We start from the raw sequence: 17,906 nt of genomic DNA, 5'->3' as shown, positions 1-17,906 counted from the left end.
TGCGGCAGTGCAAGCGGTGCGCGGGGGATGTCAGCCGGGGTGGGTGTGCTGGTGTGCCTTCACCGCCTGCACGGCCGGGTCCAGTGCGCCGCGGCCGAGTTCGGCGAGCAGGTCGGCGTGGCACCGGTTGCGTGCCCGTACGACGGCGATGTCCGGGGCGGGCTGGACCAGGCACAGGCGGCCGAGGAGGTCGGCAGTCAGCTCCCGGACGCCCGCGCCGCCGAGGGCCTCGGCGAGGTCGAGGTGGAAGCGGGTCTCGAGCATGAGCAGTGGTCCGGGGTCGTCGGTCAGGTCCATCTCGTCGACCAGTGCCTGCAGGCCGTCGAGCCGGTCGGCCGGCACCTCGCCCGCGCCGTGGGCCACGAGACCGCACTCCAGGAGCAGGTGGAAGGCGTTCAGCGAGGCCGCCTCGCCCTCGTCGTGCAGCGCCGGGACGATCGTGTCCCAGCCCTGGGCGACGAAGGTGCCGCCGGTCCGGCCGCGCCGCCGGTCGAGCAGACCGTCCTGGCACATGGCCTCCAGCGCGCGCCGCACGGTGATCTCCCCGATGCCCAGTTCCTCGGCCAGGACGCCGGCGTCGGGCAGCCGGTCCCCCGGCGAGACGGAGGTCAGGCGCACCTGCAGGGCGATCCGTGAGCGGACGAGCTCCGCGCCGGTCTGGCCGCGGCCGGGCAGCACTCGGGCGTCCTGCACTCCGGCGACCGACGCCGGAGCCGGCTGGCCGTAGGGCCCGAACTTGCCCGCTGCATTCACCACGACGTCACCTTAACGGCCTGCTGAGCGGGGGTTACGGCGGGCGGCGGAGCAGTGTCCTGTGCGCGCTCGGATGCATGCTCGGAAAATAGAGCATGGTGAACAGTTAAACAAGACTGTTCTTTTGGATCGTACTGAACTAATTTCCCCGGCACGGCGCCCGTCCCCTTCGTCCGCACTCCCTCAAACGAGAGATGTCGAGATGACCACACGTCCCCCTGTTTCCGCTCCGCCCCCGGTGACCAGCACCGATGGCACTCCGGCAGACTCCGGCCTGCAGGCCGGCCTGAAGAACCGCCACCTGTCGATGATCGCGATCGGCGGTGTCATCGGCGCCGGCCTGTTCGTCGGCTCCGGCTCCGGCATCGCCGCCGCAGGCCCCGGCATTCTCATCTCCTACGCCCTCGTCGGCATCCTCGTCGTCCTCGTCATGCGGATGCTGGGCGAGATGGCCGCGGCCAACCCCACCTCGGGCTCGTTCTCCGCGTACGCCGACAGGGCGCTGGGGCGCTGGGCCGGGTTCACCATCGGCTGGCTGTACTGGTTCTTCTGGGTCGTGGTGCTCGCCGTCGAGGCGACCGCGGGCGCGAAGATCCTGGCCGGCTGGATACCGGCGGTCCCGCAGTGGGGCTGGGCCCTGATCGTCATGGTCGTACTGACCGCCTCCAACCTGGTCTCGGTCAGCTCCTACGGCGAGTTCGAGTTCTGGTTCGCCGGCATCAAGGTGGTCGCCATCGCCGCGTTCATCGTGGTGGGCGGTCTCGCGATCTTCGGTCTGCTGCCCGGCTCCGACCACCCGGCGTCCGGCTTCTCCAACCTGACCGCGCACGGCGGGTTCCTGCCGCACGGGCCGGGAGCGATCCTCACCGGCGTGCTGATGGTGGTCTTCTCCTTCATGGGCAGCGAGATCGTCACACTCGCTGCCGGTGAGTCCGCGGACCCGCAGGGTGCGGTCACCAAGGCCACCAACAGCGTGATCTGGCGCATCGCCGTGTTCTACCTGGGCTCGATCCTGATCGTGGTGTCGCTGCTGCGCTGGGACGATCCGGCCATCCTCAAGGACGGCTCCTACGTCGCCGCGCTGAGCTCCATCGGCATCCCGCACGCGAGCCAGATCATGAACGCCATCGTGCTGACGTCGGTGCTGTCCTGTCTCAACTCCGGTCTGTACACCGCCTCGCGCATGGCGTTCTCGCTGGCCCGGCGCAGTGACGCCCCGGCCTCCTTCGGACGCACCACGAAGCGCGGTGTGCCGCAGGCGGCCATCCTGGCCTCGGTGGTCTTCGGCTTCGTCGCGGTCGCCTTCAACTACCTGTGGCCGGACACGGTCTTCCAGTTCCTGCTCAACTCCTCCGGTGCGATCGCCCTGTTCGTGTGGCTGGTGATCTGCTTCTCGCAGCTGCGGATGCGCAGGATCATCGAGCGGGAGACGCCGGAGAAGCTCGTCGTCCGGATGTGGCTCTACCCCTACCTGACCTGGGCCACCATCGCCCTGATCACCTTCGTCCTGGGCTACATGCTCACCGACACGGCCGACGGCGGCGGACGCGACCAGGTGGTCCTGTCCACCCTGGTGGCCCTCGGCGTGGTCGTCTTCGCGCTGGTCCGCGAGCGGGTGGGCCGGAGGAAGGACACGCTGATCTCGTCGTAGAGCCCGGGCCTGCCGGGCGACGGTGGTGGTGCGGTACTTGTGCCGCACCACCACCGCGTCGTCACCGGTACGGCGCACACCCCCGAGCTCAGGCCTCCGTGCCGCCCTCCGCCAGGTCCCTGATCGCCTCGAGTCGCCGCTCCCACCGGTCGGCGAGCACGTCGAGCCACCGCGTCGCCTGCCTGAGCGGCCGCAGGTCGGCCTCGTAGTGGACCTCGCGTCCGGCCCGGCGGGATCGGACGAGGCCCGCGCGATCGAGGACGGCCAGGTGCTTGGCCACCGCCTGCCGGGTGACGGGGAGGACGGCCGCCAGGGAGGTCGGTGTCGCGCCGCCGGTACGGGCGAGGGTCGCGAGGATCTCCCGGCGGACCGGATCCGCCATGGCCGTCAGTACCTCCTCGGGGGCCGGCACGGCCTCTGCGGTGCCGGTCATGCTGCGGCCTGTTCGCATTCCGTGCGCAGTTGGTCGAGTTTGGCGGGCCAGTTCCCGGAGTTGGCGCGGTGGCGGTCGGCAGCCTCGTCGTCCGGCAGTCCCAGGCGGCTGAAGCCGCTCTCGACCATCGTGAGCCGGGTGCGGTCCGCGGCGTCGTCCCGGGCGAGGGTGAACTCGACCCGGGTGGCGTTGCTGTCGTCCGGCTCCTCACCGGCGGCACCCTGGGACCAGCGCCAGGCGAGGACACGGGGCGGTTCGACCGTCTCGATGCGGGCCGGGATGACTCCGTGCACTCCGTGCTCGAAGACCAGGAGGCCGCCCGGGCGAAGGTCGATCTTGACCGGTCCGCCACTGCCGAACCAGCGGCCGAGGAAGGCGGGTTCCGTCAGCACGGTCCACACCCTCTCCGGCGAGGCGTTGATCAGTACGGAGCGTTCGATCGCGTCGGGAATCTCGGGAATCATGGCGGCCCAGCCTCCTTGGAACCATCGGATGCGCAACCCAACGGTTGCATATCCCGGTTCGGTGCGCACCCAAATGGTTGCGCATGGGCCCTATGCCACCGCCTCGACGTCCGGCGCGCCGCCCTCCCGGTCGCGCTCCTCGAACTGCGTCCGGTACAGCTCCGCGTACCGCCCTCCGGCGAGCAACAACTCCTCGTGCGTCCCCCGCTCCACGATCAGCCCGCCCTCGATCACCAGGATCACGTCCGCCGCCCGCACCGTGGACAGCCGGTGGGCGATCACGACCGCGGTGCGGCCCTCCAGCGCCTCCGCCAGAGCCTCCTGGACGGCCGCCTCCGAGGTGTTGTCGAGGTGGGCGGTGGCCTCGTCGAGGATGACCACGCGCTGACGGGCCAGCAGCAGCCGGGCGATGGTCATGCGCTGGCGTTCGCCGCCGGAGAGACGGTAACCGCGCTCGCCGACGACCGTGTCGAGACCGTCGGGCAGGGACCGTACGAGATCGTCGAGGCGGGAGCGGCGCAGGGCGTCCCACAGTTCGTCCTCGGTGGCCGTGGGGGCGGCCAGCAGCAGGTTGGCGCGGACCGTGTCGTGGAAGAGGTGGCCGTCCTGGGTGACCATGCCGAGGGTGGCGCGCAGGGACCGTGCGGTCAGGTCGCGGACGTCGCTGCCGCCGACGCGTACGGCGCCCCCGTCGACGTCGTACAGGCGCGGAAGCAGTCCGGCGATCGTCGACTTGCCCGCACCCGACGAGCCGACGAGTGCCACGGTCTGGCCCGGTTCGGCGCGGAAGGAGATGCCGTGCAGGACCTCGGCGCCGCCCCTGGTGTCCAGACTCGCCACCTCCTCCAGGGAGGCCAGGGAGACCTTGTCGGCGGACGGGTAGGCGAAACGGACGTCGTCGAACTCGACGGAGACCGGGCCGTCGGGCACGGCGTGCGCGTCCGGTTTCTCCTCGATGAGGGGCTTGAGGTCGAGCACCTCGAAGACCCGCTCGAAGCTGACGAGGGCGCTCATCACCTCGACGCGCGCCCCGGCGAGCGCGGTCAGCGGCGCATACATACGGGTCAGCAGCAGCGCCAGCGACACGACCGCGCCCGGCTCCAGGCTGCCGCGCAGCGCGAACCAGCCGCCGAGGCCGTAGACCAGGGCGAGGGCCAGGGAGGAGACCAGCGTCAGGGCGGTGATGAACACCGACTGGGCCGTCGCGGTGCGCACGCCGATCTCCGCGACCCGGCGGGCGCGGGCCGCGAACTCCACCGACTCCTCCTCCGGCCGCCCGAAGAGCTTGACGAGCGTGGCTCCCGGAGCGGAGAACCGCTCGGTCATGCGGGTGCCCATCGCCGCGTTGAGCGTCGCCGCCTCCCGCTGCATACGGGCCATGCGGCTGCCCATGCGCCGGGCGGGGATCACGAACACCGGCAGCAGGACCAGCGCGAGCAGGGTGATCTGCCAGGACAGCGTCAGCATGACGGCGAGGGTGAGCAGGAGGGTGACCAGGTTGCTGACCACTCCGGACAGCGTGTTGCTGAACGCACGCTGGGCGCCGATCACGTCGTTGTTGAGACGGGAGACCAGCGCTCCCGTACGTGTGCGTGTGAAGAACGCGACCGGCATCCGCTGCACATGATCGAACACAGCCGTGCGCAGATCGAGAATGAGTCCCTCCCCGAGCGTCGCCGAAAGTCTCCTGCCGAGGATGCCGAGGGCCGCCTCCGCGACCGCGATGAGCGCGATGAGCAGGGCCAGGCGTACGACCTTGGCCTCGTCGCCGCCCGACACGATCGCGTTCACGACACGCCCGGCCAGTACGGGGGTCGCGACGGCGAGCAGCGCGGTCACCACCCCGAGCACCACGAACTGCGCCATACGGGCGCGGTGCGGGCGGGCGAAGGCGGCGATACGGCGCAGCGTGGCGCGCGCCAGAGGGCGCCGTTCCTGCTCGGCGTTCATGACACTGTGCAACTGCATCCAGGCTGTGGTCTCCATGCTCATGAGAGAGACCGTAGGACCTCAAGCAACATTGAGGTCAATGTTTTCCTGACGTCCCCCGCGAAGGACCCGATGACCGTACGCAAGCCGCTGTCCCCGCTTCAGCCGCTGTCCCCGCTTCCGCAACCCGCCGTTGGCACGGCCTGGAAACCCTCTCCGGATGTGACTGCGGTACACCTTCCCCAAGGGCCACTGCCCCCAGGACGATTCCCCCGACGCGTCCCGGCCCGCGTGCTCCGGCAGATCCTGTGCCTGCTGCCGCTGCTGCTCGTGTCCGTCGTGGCCGTGCAGCACCGCTCGGTCCTCGTCGAGGGCTTCGGCCATCTGCGGGCCGCCGAGTGGCCCTGGCTGCTGGCGGCGGCCGGCGCCACCTGTCTGACCTGGGTGGCGGCCGCCTTCACCCGGCAGGGCGCGGTCGTCGACCGGCTGCCCAAGCGGCGGCTGCTCGCCACCCAGTTCGCGGCGGGCTCGGCCAACCACCTGCTGCCGACCGGCCTCGGCGCGGGCGCGGTCAACCTGCGGTTCATGACCGTGTGCGGGATTCCGCTCGCCCGCTCCTCGGCCGCGCTCGCCCTGTATCTCCTGGCGGAGACGGTGGCCCGGCTGAGCCTGCTGGCCGGGCTGCTGCTCGCCTTCCCGGGCGCGCTGCACCTCGGCACGCTGCTGCCCGAGGGTGCGGTGGGCCCGCTGCTGCTCGCCGTCGCCGGGGCCGTGGTCGTGGCCGCGGCCGTCCTGGTTCTCGTACGACGGCTGCGCACGGCCGTCGTGTCCTTCCTGCGCACGGCGCTGTGCGAGCTGCGCTCGGTGCACACCCGCCCGTCCCGTGCGCTCGCGCTGTGGGGCGGTTCGCTCGCCTTCCCCGCGCTGCAGGCGGCCGGGCTGGTCCTGGTCGGCCTGTCGCTGGGGCTGCCGGTACCGCCCGTGCACATGGCGGTCGCATATCTGGCGGCGACGGTCGCCGTCGCGCTGGTGCCGACGCCGGGCGGGCTCGGCTCGGTGGAGGCGGCGCTGGTCGTGGCGTTGGTGGCGGCGGGCGGTCCGGTGGCCGTGGCGACGGCGGTGGTGCTCGCCTACCGGATCATCACGGTGTGGCTGCCGCTGCTGCCGGGCGCACTGACGCTGGGTGCGCTGGTACGGCTGAAGGTCATCTGAGCCGCCTCCCCGGTGTCACCAGGGCACCGGCTTGCCGTCCCGGAAGAAGCCGCCGGTCGGCCCGTTGTCGGGCAGCGTGGCCGCCCACACGATCCCGGCGGCTCCTTCGGCGACGGGACGTCCGCCACCGCCGCCCATGTCGGTGGCGACCCAGCCGGGACAGATCGCGTTGACAAGAACGCGATGCCGGCGCAACTCACCGGCCAGCAGGCAGGTCAGGGCGTTGAGCGCGGCCTTGGAGACGCTGTAGGCAGGGGTTCCGCCGCTCATCGACTGCAGCGAACCGCCCTCGCTGCTCACCATGACCACCCGCGGGTGCGGACTGCGCTGCAGCAGCGGGAGCAGCGCCTGGGTGACCCGCCAGGCACCGAACAGATTGGTGTCCAGGGCCCGTTGGACCTCGCCGAGATCGGCCGACCGTGCCTGCGCCCAGGTGTCGTACAGGATCGCCGCATTGTTGACGACCACGTCCACACGCCGCAGGTTCCCGCCCACCCAGTCGGCCATGGCGGCCACGCTCGCCGCGTCGGAGACGTCGAGCTGCACCGCACTCACCCGCTCGCCGCCCGGGTCGACACGCGCGGCGGCGGCGCGCCCCTTGGCGAGGTCGCGGGAGCCGAGCACCACGTGGTGGCCGCGGGCGGCGAGCTGCCGTACGACCTCGTACCCGATACCGCGATTGCCGCCGGTCACGACGGCGACCGGCGGCGCACCCGCATGTTCACTCATTGCCTCGCGATGCCCGCGCCGGTCCTCCCGGCCGACCTGCTTGTCTGCCGGAGGTCCGGGGGTTGCCCCCCGGGAAGACGCAGCAGCTGCCATCAGGAACACTCCCTCTGTACGGTGTTCCAGCCTCGCACAGCCGTTGCACGATCGCCCCGCCGGTCGCCGCCCGCACCGGCACTGTCGGAGAAAGGGGTTGCACCATGCCGGTCCGTACCGAACGCCAGGGACACGTCACCACCGTCGTCCTCTCCCGTCCCGAGGCCCGCAACGCCGTGGACGGTCCGACTGCCGCCGAACTCGTTGCCGCCTTCCGGGAGTTCGAGGCGGACGACGAGGCGCGGGTGGCGGTGCTGTGGGGCGAGGGCGGCACGTTCTGCGCGGGCGCCGACCTCAAGGCGATCGGCACCGAGCACGGCAACCGGGTCGCGGAGGACGGGGACGGCCCGATGGGGCCGACGCGGCTTCGGCTGTCCAAGCCGGTGATCGCCGCGGTCGCGGGGCATGCCGTGGCCGGCGGCCTCGAGCTGGCGCTCTGGTGTGATCTGCGGGTCGCCGAGGAGGACGCCGTCTTCGGCGTGTTCTGCCGCCGCTGGGGCGTCCCGCTGATCGACGGCGGCACGGTACGGCTGCCCCGGCTGATCGGGCAGAGCCGCGCACTGGACATGATCCTCACCGGACGGGCGGTACCGGCACGGGAGGCATACGAGATGGGCCTCGCCAACCGGCTCGTCCCCACCGGCACGGCACGCACCGAGGCGGAGACACTGGCCGCCGAGATCGCCCGCTTCCCGCAGGCGTGTCTGCGGGGCGACCGGGCGTCGGTACTGGAGCAGGACGGGCTGGACGAGTCGGCGGCCATGCGCGGCGAACTCCGGTACGGGATGGGCGTGTTGACGGAGGGCCTGGAGGGGGCGGCACGGTTCGCGGCCGGGGCCGGGCGGGGCGGGTCCTTCACGGACGTGTGAGACGCCGTGCGGGTCGATCCATGGCAGGCTCATCCAGACGCGCAGGTCTTCTTGGACGTGCACGTCATTTCGGCAGGGGGTGTGCGCAGGGCCCGCGCAGCGGACGCTCACCCTCACCGGCCCGCCCCTCGGAGTCGACGCGGTCGTCCAGCGCGCCGGCAGCGCGACGACGCCCTCGCGGGTGAGGTGGCGTCGGATCCAGGCCATCGTGGGCGCGGCGAAGTACGGGTCGAGGGGCAGTCCGGTCAGCTGCCGTGACTCGTCGGCGTGCGGGGTGAGTTCGGTGCGGACGGTCACGGCTCGGCGGTCCGGCAGAGGCAGGGCGTCGGTCAGCGGGCGGCCGGTGGCAGGGTGCCAGGCGAGGACGGTCTCGCCCTGGTTGGCGAGGCCCAGTGCGACGACGGGTTCGCGGGCCTCGGACAGGGCCCGGCGGCCGCGTGGAGCGCCGAGCGGTACGGCTCCTCCAGGTCGACCTCCACCAGGCTGCCGGGCAGATGGCGGGGGTGCACCTCGGCGAACCCGGTGCCGATGACGCCGCACTCGGGGCAGCCGACCAGTGCCGTGGTGCCGGACGGGCTCTGGTCGACTGCAAGGACTGCACCCGTCATCGCACCTCTCCCCCTCGAAGCCCTCGCCGGGCGTCAAGCAACGCCGATCGGACTGGCGCACGGCGTACGCCGTCCCCAGGCCCAGGGCATCGTCCGAAACCGCACCGTCCGGGCGGCCACCAGGTGCGAACTCCTGTGCGGAATAGGGCAGGATGAGCGGCTGCACATCCCGAACTTGGAGGTAACCGGTGAACCGAGCGCTCACCGTGGACGACTTGGTCATCGCCTCAGTCGCGCTGGCGGCGGGCCTGTTGGCCGCGTTCCTGCTGCGCATGCTGCTGCGCTGGCTGGGCAAGCACGCCGACCGCACCCGCTGGAGCGGCGACGACGTCATCGTCGACGCGCTGCGCACGGTGGTGCCGTGGGCGGCGATCGTGGGCGGCGCGGCCTCCGCGGGAGCGGTGCTGCCGCTGACCCGGACGGTCCAGAACCACGTCAACCAGGTGCTGACGGTGGTGCTCATCTTCGTCGTCACGGTGACGGCGGCCCGGGTGATCGCCGGTCTGGTACGGGCGGTCACCACGTCCCGCTCCGGGGTCGCCGGGTCGGCCACGATCTTCGTGAACATCACCCGGGTGCTGGTCCTGGCGATCGGTTTCCTGGTGGTGCTGCAGACGCTGGGCATCTCGATCGCGCCGCTGCTCACCGCCCTGGGCGTGGGCGGTCTGGCCGTCGCGCTGGCGCTGCAGGACACCCTCGCCAACCTCTTCGCCGGCATCCACATCCTGGCCTCGAAGACCGTGCAGCCCGGCGACTACATCCGGCTGAGCAGCGGCGAAGAGGGCTACGTCGAGGACATCAACTGGCGTCAGACGACCGTGCGCGCGCTCTCCAACAACCTGGTCGTCATCCCCAACGGGGAGCTGGCGAAGGCGAACATGACCAACTTCATGCGTCCCGAGCAGCGGTTGACGATCCTGGTCCAGGTCGGTGTCGCCTACGACAGTGACCTGGAGCAGGTCGAGCGGGTGACCATGGAGGTCATCGCCGAGGTGATGACCGGGGTTGCCGGCGCGGTCCCGGACCACGAGCCGGCGATCCGCTTCCACACCTTCGGCGACTCCCGGATCGGCTTCACCGTCATCCTGGGCGTGGGCGAGTTCAGCGACCAGTTCCGGATCAAGCACGAGTTCATCAAGGCACTGCACAAGCGCTACCGCGAGGAGGGCATCCGCATCCCGGCGCCCGCGCGGACGGTGGCGCTGCAGCAGGGGTCGGTCAGCATCCCGCAGCAGCGCGGCTCGCAGGAGGCGATCGTCGAGGCGGGCGAGGTGTCCTCCGCCCGCCTCGACTGAGAGCCTGAGGGCTCGGCGAGGTCAGAGCGTCGCCGAGTTCTCGTGCCAGTGCCCGCCCCGGCGGCTGTGCGGGGAGGCGAGCGCCGAGTTCACCGGCTTGACCGTCCAGTCCGGGTGACCGGGCATCCGCGGCGTCTTCGTACCGTAGAGCCAGTCCTTGAGGAACCCGGACAGGTCCTGCCCAAAGACCTCCGAGGCGACCGCGATGTAGTCGTCCGTCGTCGCCGCGGAGTTGCGATGCCGCTCCAGGAAGCACCGCTCGATGGCGTGGAAGACGTCCTCGCCGACGACCTGGCGCAGCGCGTACAGAACCAGGACGCCGCCCGTGTAGCGCTGGCTGTCGAAGAGGTTCACCGCGTTCGGGGCCGCGACCGGCCCCGAGTCGTGGCGCCACTGGTCGCCGAGGCCGTAGGTGTACTTCATACGGTCCTCGAACGTGCTGTAGCCGAGCGAGTCGGTCCAGCCGCGCTCGTAGCGGTACAGCAGTCCGTAGTAGTCGGCGTGACCCTCGTTCAGCCACAGGTCGGCCCAGTTGGCGGGGCTGACGAGATTGCCGAACCAGGAGTGGACCAGCTCGTGCATCATGTGCGAGCCGATCTTCTTCTCCTCCTGGAGCAGGAAGTTCGGCTTGTACAGGGTGAGGGTCTGGGTCTCCAGGCCGGTGAAGTCGAAGGCGTTCGGGTTGTCGGAGTTGCAAGGCAGCAGTCCGTACGTCTCGAAGGGGAACGCGCCGAGCCGCTGCTCCAGCCAGTCGACCAGCCCGGGGGTGAGCGCGAGCGCCGGTTCCAGGGCGGCGGCCCGGGCCGTCGGTACGACGTCCCGCAGCGGCAGCCCGTGCGGGCCCTGCCGGTCCTTGACGACGTAGTCGCCGACCGTGATCTGCACCAGTTCGGTGGCCATCGGCTCGCGGGAGCGGTACGAGTACGCCGTGCGGCCGTCGGCGAGGGTCTCGGTGCCGACGAGCAGCCCGTTCGCGACGCCGCGCAGGCCGCCGGGGACGGTGACGCGGAAGGTGAAGTCCGCCTTGTCCGAGGGGTGGTCGTTGCAGGGGAAGACGGTGTGCGCCGAGTTCGGCTGCGGGCAGATCGCGAAGCCGTCCGGGGTGACGACCCACGCGGTGTGCGCGAGGGTGCGGCTCGGGTCCGCGCCGTACTCGATGCACACCGTCGTCCGGGCCCCGGCGGGCAGCGGGCGGGCGGGCGTGATCCGCAGCTTCTCGTCCGCCTGCTCGAAGGCGGCACTGCGGCCGCCGACGCGGACGGAGCGTATGTCCAGGCCGAGGGCGTCCAGCGAGAAGCGGGTGAGCGCCTGGGTGGCGCTGATCTTCAGGAGGGCGGTGGCGTCGACGAGCTTGGTCGTCGGGTCGTAGGAGAGGTCGAGGTGGTAGGCCCGGACGCGGTAGCCGTCGTTGCCGAGGCTCGGGAAGACGGAGTCGCCGAGGGTCTCGGGGCCCGGGGTGCCGCCGTCCTTCGGCGTACGCCTGCCGTTCGGCGCGGCGGACGCCGTACCCCCTACGGTCAGTGCCGCGGCCGTGCCGATCAGGGCGGCCGCGGGGGCCGTCACTCTGCTGCGATATCTCATGGTCAGCTTTCGCTCGGGCGGCCGGGTGGTCAGCTCCGGCCGTCGACGATCAGATGCACGATCTACATGCAGGACCACAAGATCCGACGTTTGGTTGCAGCCCGGCCACAGGTTCGGGGTCCGCAAGTGCGGGAAACGTGCGGGGAGTTCTTCCGGCGGCCGGGCAGATGTGAGTGTCAGGCGTGGCGCACGACGTCGTAGAACGTCTGGGAGGCCGGCGCGGGATGCGGCGTGTCGTTCCAGCCGATTTCCTCGGCGCGCCGCTCGATGGCCTCCCGCGCCGCCACAGCGGCGGCCTCGTCCTCGAAGAACGCGATGGCGAGTCCGTTCCCGGTAGCGGGGTCGATCAGGTGATACGCGCCGTGGACACCGGGAACGGCCGCCGCGGCCTGAAGGACCCAGTCCCGGTCATCTGTCGGCATCGGTTCCCACACCGCCACCCTCGCGATCATGATCGTCTCCTTCGTCCGAGTTGTGGGGCTTCAGAATCGCGCACCTTTCGTCACCACAGGCCGATATCCCTCGGTTGCCCCGGCCGGGGCAACCGACGTCACTGCCCACCCCTGTCGAGCCTCACCCGATCACGAGATATCTTGATGTCGAGCAATGTTGCAGACGTGGAGCGGAGCACCCGGTGACTGACTCGACCATCTTCTATACGCACACTGACGAGGCCCCGGCCCTGGCGACGTATTCCTTCCTGCCGGTGGTCCAGGCGTACGCCTCGCAGGCGGGTGTCGCTGTGGAGACCCGTGACATCTCGCTGGCCGGGCGCATCATCGCCCTGTTCCCGGAGTACCTGACCGAGGACCAGCGGATTCCGGACGCCCTCCACGAGCTGGGCGAGCTGGCCAAGACGCCCGAGGCCAACATCATCAAGCTGCCGAACATCTCGGCGTCGATCCCGCAGCTCAAGGCCGCGATCGCCGAGCTGCAGGGCCAGGGCTACGCGCTGCCGAACTACCCGGACGACCCCAAGACCGACGAGGAGCGGGACGTCCAGGCCCGCTACGACAAGGTCAAGGGCTCCGCCGTGAACCCGGTGCTGCGTGAGGGCAACTCCGACCGCCGCGCCCCCGCCTCGGTCAAGAACTACGCCAAGACCCACCCGCACCGCATGGGCGCCTGGACCCCGGAGTCCAAGACCAACGTCGCGACCATGGGCGAGAACGACTTCCGCTCCACCGAGAAGTCCACGGTGATCTCCGAGGCCGGCGCGCTGCGGATCGAGCTGCTCGGCGAGGACGGCACCACCACGGTGCTGCGCGAGTCCGTACCCGTCCTCGCGGGCGAGGTCGTCGACGCCTCCGTGATGCGCGCCGCCGCGCTCAACGAGTTCCTCGCCGCGCAGGTCGCCCGCGCCAAGGCCGAGGGCGTGCTGTTCTCCGTGCACCTCAAGGCCACGATGATGAAGGTCTCCGACCCGATCGTCTTCGGTCATGTGGTGCGCGCCTTCTTCCCGAAGACCTTCGCGAAGTACGGCGAGACCCTCGCCGCGGCCGGCCTGTCCCCGAACGACGGCCTGGGCGGCATCTACAAGGGCCTGGAGGGCCTGCCGGAGGGCGCCGAGATCAAGGCCTCCTTCGACGCCGAGCTCGCCGAGGGCCCGGCCCTGGCGATGGTCGACTCCGACAAGGGCATCACCAACCTGCACGTGCCGTCCGACGTGATCGTCGACGCCTCGATGCCGGCCATGATCCGCACCTCCGGGCACATGTGGGGCCCGGACGGCCAGGAGGCCGACACCCTCGCGGTCCTGCCGGACTCCTCCTACTCCGGCGTCTACCAGGCCGTCATCGACGACTGCCGCGCCAACGGCGCCTACGACCCCGCCACCATGGGCTCGGTGCCAAACGTCGGCCTGATGGCTCAGAAGGCCGAGGAGTACGGCTCGCACGACAAGACCTTCGAGATCAAGACGGCCGGCACGGTCCGTCTGGTCGACCAGGCCGGCAACGTCGTCCTGGAGCAGCCGGTCGCTGTTGGCGACATCTTCCGCGCCTGCCAGACCAAGGACGCGCCGATCCGCGACTGGGTGAAGCTGGCCGTCACCCGCGCCCGCGCCACCGGCGACCCCGCGGTGTTCTGGCTGGACGAGACCCGCGGCCACGACGCCGTGATCATCGAGAAGGTCAAGCAGTACCTGCCGGAGCACGACACCGAGGGCCTGGACATCCGGATCCTCGCCCCGGTCGAGGCGACCAAGCTGTCGATCGAGCGCATCCGCCGCGGCGAGAACACCATCTCGGTGACGGGCAACGTGCTGCGTGACTACCTGACCGACCTCTTCCCGATCCTGGAGCTGGGCACCAGCGCCAAGATGCTGTCGGTGGTCCCGCTGATGGCGGGCGGCGGCCTGTTCGAGACGGGCGCCGGCGGTTCCGCGCCGAAGCACGTCCAGCAGCTGGTCAAGGAGAACTACCTGCGCTGGGACTCGCTGGGCGAGTTCTTCGCGCTGGTGCCGTCCCTGGAGCAGTACGCCACGGTCACCGGCAACGCCCGCGCCAAGGTTCTGGCCGACACCCTCGACCGCGCCACGGCGACCTTCCTCAACGAGGACAAGTCCCCGACCCGTCGCGTCGGCGGCATCGACAACCGCGGCAGCCACTTCTACCTGTCCCTGTACTGGGCGCAGGAGCTGGCCGCGCAGACCGAGGACGCGGACCTGGCGAAGGTCTTCGCCCCGCTCGCCGAGACGCTCACCGCGAACGAGCAGAAGATCATCGACGAGCTGCTCGCCGTCCAGGGCAAGCCGGCCGACATCGGCGGCTACTACCAGCCCGACCCGGCCAAGGCCGCCGCGGTCATGCGCCCGTCGGCCACCTGGAACGAGGCGCTGGCGTCTCTGAGCTGACGCGCCAGGCCTCGACGGCCCGTTCCTGACTCCGCCCCGGTCGGCACACTGCCCGGCTGGGGCGGAGCCGTGTCACGAACGGCGTACCACGGCAGGTGACCGGTGCCCCGGCTCGGTCTACTGAGCAGGGGGAACCGAACAGAGGAGGCAAGTCATATGGCTGTTGTGTTGTCCTTGACCTGGCCCGGGGTTTCGCCCCAGCAGTACGACACCGTGCGGCAACTGGTCGACTGGGAGCAGGACCAACCGGACGGCGCCGTCCTGCACGTGGCCTGGTTCGACGGGGACGCCCTGCACGTCACCGACGTGTGGAACGCCCAGTCCGACTTCGAGCGGTTCTTCGCCGGACGGCTGGCACCCGCCGTCAAGGAAGCCGGCATCGCCGGTGAGCCGGAGTCCACGTTCTCACCCCTGCACCGGCGTTTCGTGGCGTCGGGAGTCAGCGGCGGCGGCAGCTGACGACAGGCCGGTCGAGCCGTCACCGGCCGGGCCGTACGAGCTCCAGCCCGAGCCAGCGGGCCAGGTCCTCGATCTCCCGGCCGATCTCCGCCGCCATGGCCGGGGTGAACGGGATGTCCTCATGGACGGCGCCGACCCGCAGCGCTCCGGCCCTGCGGTCAGCGGTGGCGTCGAGTTTCCCGACCAGCCGGTCCCCGTACAGAACCGGCAGTGCGAAGTAGCCCCAGCGGCGCTTGGCGGCGGGCTTGTACATCTCCAGCTGGTATTCGTACTCGAACAGCTCGGCGGTGCGTCTGCGGTCGTGGACGAGGCGGTCGAAGGGTGACAGCAGCGCCGCCCGCCCCTCGAAGGGCAGGCCCAACTGGGCAGGATCCACCCGCCACTTGCCCCGCACACCGTCCACGACCGCGGGCTCACCTGCCTCGCCCACGTCCGCCGGCTCCACCTGGCACTCCGGGCCGCGGGCGCGGGCGATGCCGAGGGCGCGCAACCGCCGCTCGTCGCGGATGCGCAGCGCCTCCTCCACCGGGATCGGCGGGAGATCGGGGTAGACCCGCCCGGCCAGGTCCCACAGCCGGTCACCGCCGCTGCGCCCGGCGACAGCGACCTCACCGCGCTGCACCATCAGTTCCAGCAGCTTGGTGACATTGCGGTGGTTGGTCCAGCCGCTCGACTTCCACGGTGTGGCGCAGGTGTCCGGGAGGGCGCGGGAGGGCAGTGGCCCTTCGGCGCAGAGCCGGTCGAGGATGTTCCGGCGACAGGCGTCGTTGGCCGCCACCCACGACCGGTGATGCTCGCGCCACGACGAGGGCGTGCCCCGCTCCGGCCACTCGGCCATCTCGGCGCGATACAGGGCGAGATCCTCGGCGGGCCGGATCATCGCCTGCAGCTCCAGCAGCGTGCGTTTCTCCCGTTCAGCGCTCAACTGTTCTGGCGCGTACGGCGATCCGAGCCGGCTCCACGCCACCAGGTCGGCGTTGGGCGCGACGGCGGCGGTCGGGTCGATCTGCAGCAGGGTCAGCCCGCGCACCACGTCGAGCAGCCCGGCCGGCCGTACGGCGTCCAGGAGTTGGGCGCGTACGGCGATGCGGCGGGCGTCGGTGCGCGAGAGCTCATGGACGGTCATGATCCGACGCTAGGCGACGGCACTGACAACGGCCCGCCGCTCCTGCGGAGTGACGTCGCCGACGGCTCACCACTCCCGGGTGGCGATCAGCTTCTCCGCGTCCGCGTCCTCGAAGCCGTAGGCCTCGGCGATGAACCAGAAGTCGCCGCCGATCTCCTCCCGCGCCACGGTCTCGATCTCACTGCCCGCCGCGTCGAACTCGGCCTCCACGGCGTCGAACTCCTCCGCGGCCGCCTGCGTCAGGGCATGGAGCGCCGCGAGGTCGGCGGGCCGCTCGCCCTCGATGCGCTCGCACAGGGCCGGCAGGATCGCCTTGTAAGCCCTTGGGGGGCGTACGGATATCACTCGGCGCCTCATGGCGGGTGCTGGCAGGCTGTGGCCATGGAGTTCTTCTGTTACCACCGTGATCGATTCGGATCTCTCGGCCTGCGTGAGGAGTTGGTGGAGGAGCACTGGTCCTACATGGACCGGTACGCGGCGCAGCTGATCGCCCGCGGTCCGACCTTCGCCGAAGACGGTGAGACACCTTCTGGGAGTGTGCACATCGTCGATCTGCCCGATGCCGCGGCCGCCCGGGCGTTCGCCTTCGACGAGCCCAACCACCAGGCCGGGGTGTACCGGGACGTGCTGCTGCGGCGGTGGAGGAATCTGCTGGGGCGCACCATGTGGAAGTTTCCCGGTGGGGCGAGCGGCGGCAATCGGTTCCTCGTACTCGGCCTCGGTTCCGGCCCGGCGGCCGACCTCGAGGTACCCGCCGACGATGCCGAATTGATCGCGTACGGGCCGCTGTTGTCCGACGACGGTGTCACCTGGCTCGGTACGGCCGCGCTGCTGCGGGCTCCGGACCCGGACCAGGCCCGTGCCGTCCTCACCACGGAGCGCTACGCGGACGTCGAGGTCCACGCCTGGGAATTCGGCGGGCGGCGCTGATGAACTCGTCCGTACCGTCACCGTCTTATGCGTTGCTGTCGGGCGCGGCCCACTCCCCCGTCATCCTGCATGTGCCGCACTCCGCGCGGGAGATTCCGGCCGAGGTGCGGGCCGGCATCCTGCTGGACGGCCCTGCGCTGGAGCGGGAGTTGGACCACATCACCGACTCGCACACGGCGGAGCTCGCCGCGGCGGCGGCCGGGCTGGCGGGGGTCGCTCCCTGGCGGTTCGTGAACCGGCTCTCCCGGCTGGTGGTCGATCCGGAGCGGTTTCCCGACGAGCGGGAGGAGATGCTCGCCGTCGGGATGGGCGCCGTGTACACGCGGACCACGCACCGGGAGGCGCTGCGGGGCGACGACACCGACCCCGCGCCGCTGGTCGACCGGTACTTCCGGCCGTACGCGCAGGCCATGACGGACGCGGTGGCCGATCGGCTGGCCGCCGCCGGGCGGGCCGTGATCGTCGACGTCCACTCCTACCCGAGCGCGCCGCTTCCCTACGAGCTGCACGGCGAGGGCCCGCGGCCGCCGGTCTGCCTGGGCACCGACTCCTTCCACACTCCGCAACAGCTGCTGGCAGCGGCGCGGGAGGCGTTCGCGGCGTGCGGGGAGACGGGGCTGGACAGCCCGTTCAGCGGGACGTATGTGCCGCTGGAGTTCTACGGGAAGGACACGCGGGTGAGCGCCCTGATGGTGGAGATCCGCCGGGACACGTACATGAGCGAGCCGGGCGGGCCCGTCGGCCCGGGTTTCGACCGACTGGCGTCGGCACTGGCCGTACTCGTCGATGCCGTGACGGGCTGAGTGCCTGCGTCGCGTCCCCGGTGGGATCAGCGCGCGTCGTACGGGGGTCCCCTCGCTCGGGCGAGGCCGAGAGCGAGGGAGCAGACATGGGGGGCGGTTCGGCGACGCGGCGGGCGT

Annotated in this window: 17 protein-coding genes and 1 pseudogene; 8 read left to right on the top strand and 10 right to left on the bottom strand. The window is 70.9% G+C overall.

What is annotated here, in order from left to right; translation table 11 throughout:
* Window positions 1-30: 30 nt before the first annotated feature.
* Entirely contained in the window at window positions 31-756 is a 726-nt protein-coding gene (locus EDD92_RS41600; RefSeq protein WP_123969067.1) for a FadR/GntR family transcriptional regulator, read from the bottom strand.
* Between the two features lie 199 nt (window positions 757-955).
* Here EDD92_RS41600 and EDD92_RS41595 point away from each other — a divergent pair, with 199 nt between their 5' ends.
* The gene (locus EDD92_RS41595) at window positions 956-2,404 is read left to right on the top strand and encodes an amino acid permease (protein WP_185124298.1); all 1,449 of its coding nucleotides are present in this window, start codon (window positions 956-958) and stop codon (window positions 2,402-2,404) included.
* Between the two features lie 88 nt (window positions 2,405-2,492).
* On the opposite strand, the gene EDD92_RS41590 is transcribed toward EDD92_RS41595, so the two are convergent.
* The 3 genes from EDD92_RS41590 to EDD92_RS41580 form a co-directional block, all read right to left on the bottom strand.
* Window positions 2,493-2,837 carry a helix-turn-helix transcriptional regulator gene (locus EDD92_RS41590; protein WP_123969065.1) on the bottom strand — a complete coding sequence of 115 codons (345 nt, stop codon included), beginning with the start codon at window positions 2,835-2,837 and terminating at the stop codon, window positions 2,493-2,495.
* The gene (locus EDD92_RS41585; protein WP_123969064.1) at window positions 2,834-3,301 is read right to left on the bottom strand and encodes an SRPBCC domain-containing protein; all 468 of its coding nucleotides are present in this window, start codon (window positions 3,299-3,301) and stop codon (window positions 2,834-2,836) included. Before EDD92_RS41585 ends, EDD92_RS41590 begins: the two co-directional genes overlap by 4 nt.
* Before the next feature lie 90 nt (window positions 3,302-3,391).
* Entirely contained in the window at window positions 3,392-5,287 is a 1,896-nt protein-coding gene (locus EDD92_RS41580) for an ABC transporter ATP-binding protein (protein WP_123970780.1), read from the bottom strand.
* A gap of 165 nt (window positions 5,288-5,452) precedes the next feature.
* On the opposite strand from EDD92_RS41580, the gene EDD92_RS41575 reads away from it, so the two are divergent.
* Window positions 5,453-6,442, top strand: a complete 990-nt coding sequence (locus EDD92_RS41575) for a flippase-like domain-containing protein (protein WP_260327146.1) — start codon at window positions 5,453-5,455, stop codon at window positions 6,440-6,442.
* A 15-nt stretch (window positions 6,443-6,457) separates the two neighbouring features.
* On the opposite strand, the gene EDD92_RS41570 is transcribed toward EDD92_RS41575, so the two are convergent.
* A complete protein-coding gene (locus EDD92_RS41570; protein ID WP_123969062.1) occupies window positions 6,458-7,171 on the bottom strand; it encodes an SDR family oxidoreductase in 714 nt (237 codons plus the stop codon).
* Window positions 7,172-7,368: 197 nt separating this feature from the next.
* Here EDD92_RS41570 and EDD92_RS41565 point away from each other — a divergent pair, with 197 nt between their 5' ends.
* Entirely contained in the window at window positions 7,369-8,133 is a 765-nt protein-coding gene (locus EDD92_RS41565; RefSeq protein ID WP_123969061.1) for a crotonase/enoyl-CoA hydratase family protein, read from the top strand.
* Window positions 8,134-8,280: 147 nt separating this feature from the next.
* Here EDD92_RS41565 and EDD92_RS41560 read toward each other — a convergent pair.
* Window positions 8,281-8,741 (bottom strand): annotated as a pseudogene (locus EDD92_RS41560) (FGGY family carbohydrate kinase); the annotation flags it as partial.
* Window positions 8,742-8,929: 188 nt separating this feature from the next.
* Between EDD92_RS41560 and EDD92_RS41555 the strand changes: the two are divergent.
* Window positions 8,930-10,036: a mechanosensitive ion channel family protein gene (locus EDD92_RS41555; protein WP_123969060.1), complete on the top strand. Its 1,107-nt coding sequence runs from the start codon at window positions 8,930-8,932 to the stop codon at window positions 10,034-10,036.
* A 21-nt stretch (window positions 10,037-10,057) separates the two neighbouring features.
* Here EDD92_RS41555 and EDD92_RS41550 read toward each other — a convergent pair whose 3' ends face one another.
* Both EDD92_RS41550 and EDD92_RS41545 read right to left on the bottom strand, forming a co-directional pair.
* On the bottom strand, window positions 10,058-11,617 hold the full coding sequence (locus tag EDD92_RS41550; RefSeq protein ID WP_123969059.1) for a M1 family metallopeptidase: 1,560 nt from the start codon (window positions 11,615-11,617) through the stop codon (window positions 10,058-10,060).
* Window positions 11,618-11,793: 176 nt separating this feature from the next.
* The gene (locus EDD92_RS41545; protein WP_123969058.1) at window positions 11,794-12,069 is read right to left on the bottom strand and encodes a hypothetical protein; all 276 of its coding nucleotides are present in this window, start codon (window positions 12,067-12,069) and stop codon (window positions 11,794-11,796) included.
* Window positions 12,070-12,251: 182 nt separating this feature from the next.
* Between EDD92_RS41545 and EDD92_RS41540 the strand changes: the two genes are divergently transcribed.
* Complete coding sequence (locus tag EDD92_RS41540; RefSeq protein ID WP_123969057.1) at window positions 12,252-14,471, top strand: NADP-dependent isocitrate dehydrogenase; 2,220 nt, start codon at window positions 12,252-12,254, stop codon at window positions 14,469-14,471.
* 156 nt (window positions 14,472-14,627) lie between these two features.
* Window positions 14,628-14,930, top strand: coding sequence for a hypothetical protein (locus EDD92_RS41535; protein ID WP_123969056.1), 303 nt, complete (start codon window positions 14,628-14,630; stop codon window positions 14,928-14,930).
* Between the two features lie 19 nt (window positions 14,931-14,949).
* Here EDD92_RS41535 and EDD92_RS41530 read toward each other — a convergent pair whose 3' ends face one another.
* Together EDD92_RS41530 and EDD92_RS41525 are read right to left on the bottom strand one after the other, a co-directional pair.
* Complete coding sequence (locus tag EDD92_RS41530) at window positions 14,950-16,056, bottom strand: DNA glycosylase AlkZ-like family protein (RefSeq protein WP_123969055.1); 1,107 nt, start codon at window positions 16,054-16,056, stop codon at window positions 14,950-14,952.
* 66 nt (window positions 16,057-16,122) lie between these two features.
* Window positions 16,123-16,413: a DUF5713 family protein gene (locus tag EDD92_RS41525; RefSeq protein ID WP_221268189.1), complete on the bottom strand. Its 291-nt coding sequence runs from the start codon at window positions 16,411-16,413 to the stop codon at window positions 16,123-16,125.
* Between the two features lie 24 nt (window positions 16,414-16,437).
* On the opposite strand from EDD92_RS41525, the gene EDD92_RS41520 reads away from it, so the two are divergent.
* Together EDD92_RS41520 and EDD92_RS41515 are read left to right on the top strand one after the other, a co-directional pair.
* Entirely contained in the window at window positions 16,438-16,986 is a 549-nt protein-coding gene (locus tag EDD92_RS41520) for a YciI family protein (protein ID WP_123969054.1), read from the top strand.
* Window positions 16,986-17,789 (top strand): N-formylglutamate amidohydrolase, encoded by an 804-nt coding sequence (locus tag EDD92_RS41515; RefSeq protein ID WP_123969053.1) that lies wholly within the window; start codon window positions 16,986-16,988, stop codon window positions 17,787-17,789. The genes EDD92_RS41520 and EDD92_RS41515 overlap by 1 nt, the downstream gene beginning before the upstream one ends.
* The last annotated feature ends 117 nt before the right edge of the window (window positions 17,790-17,906 follow it).

The sequence above is a fragment of the Streptomyces sp. TLI_185 genome (assembly GCF_003814765.1).
Lineage (GTDB): Bacteria > Actinomycetota > Actinomycetes > Streptomycetales > Streptomycetaceae > Streptomyces.
This window is presented reverse-complemented; position numbering and strand designations above follow the sequence as displayed.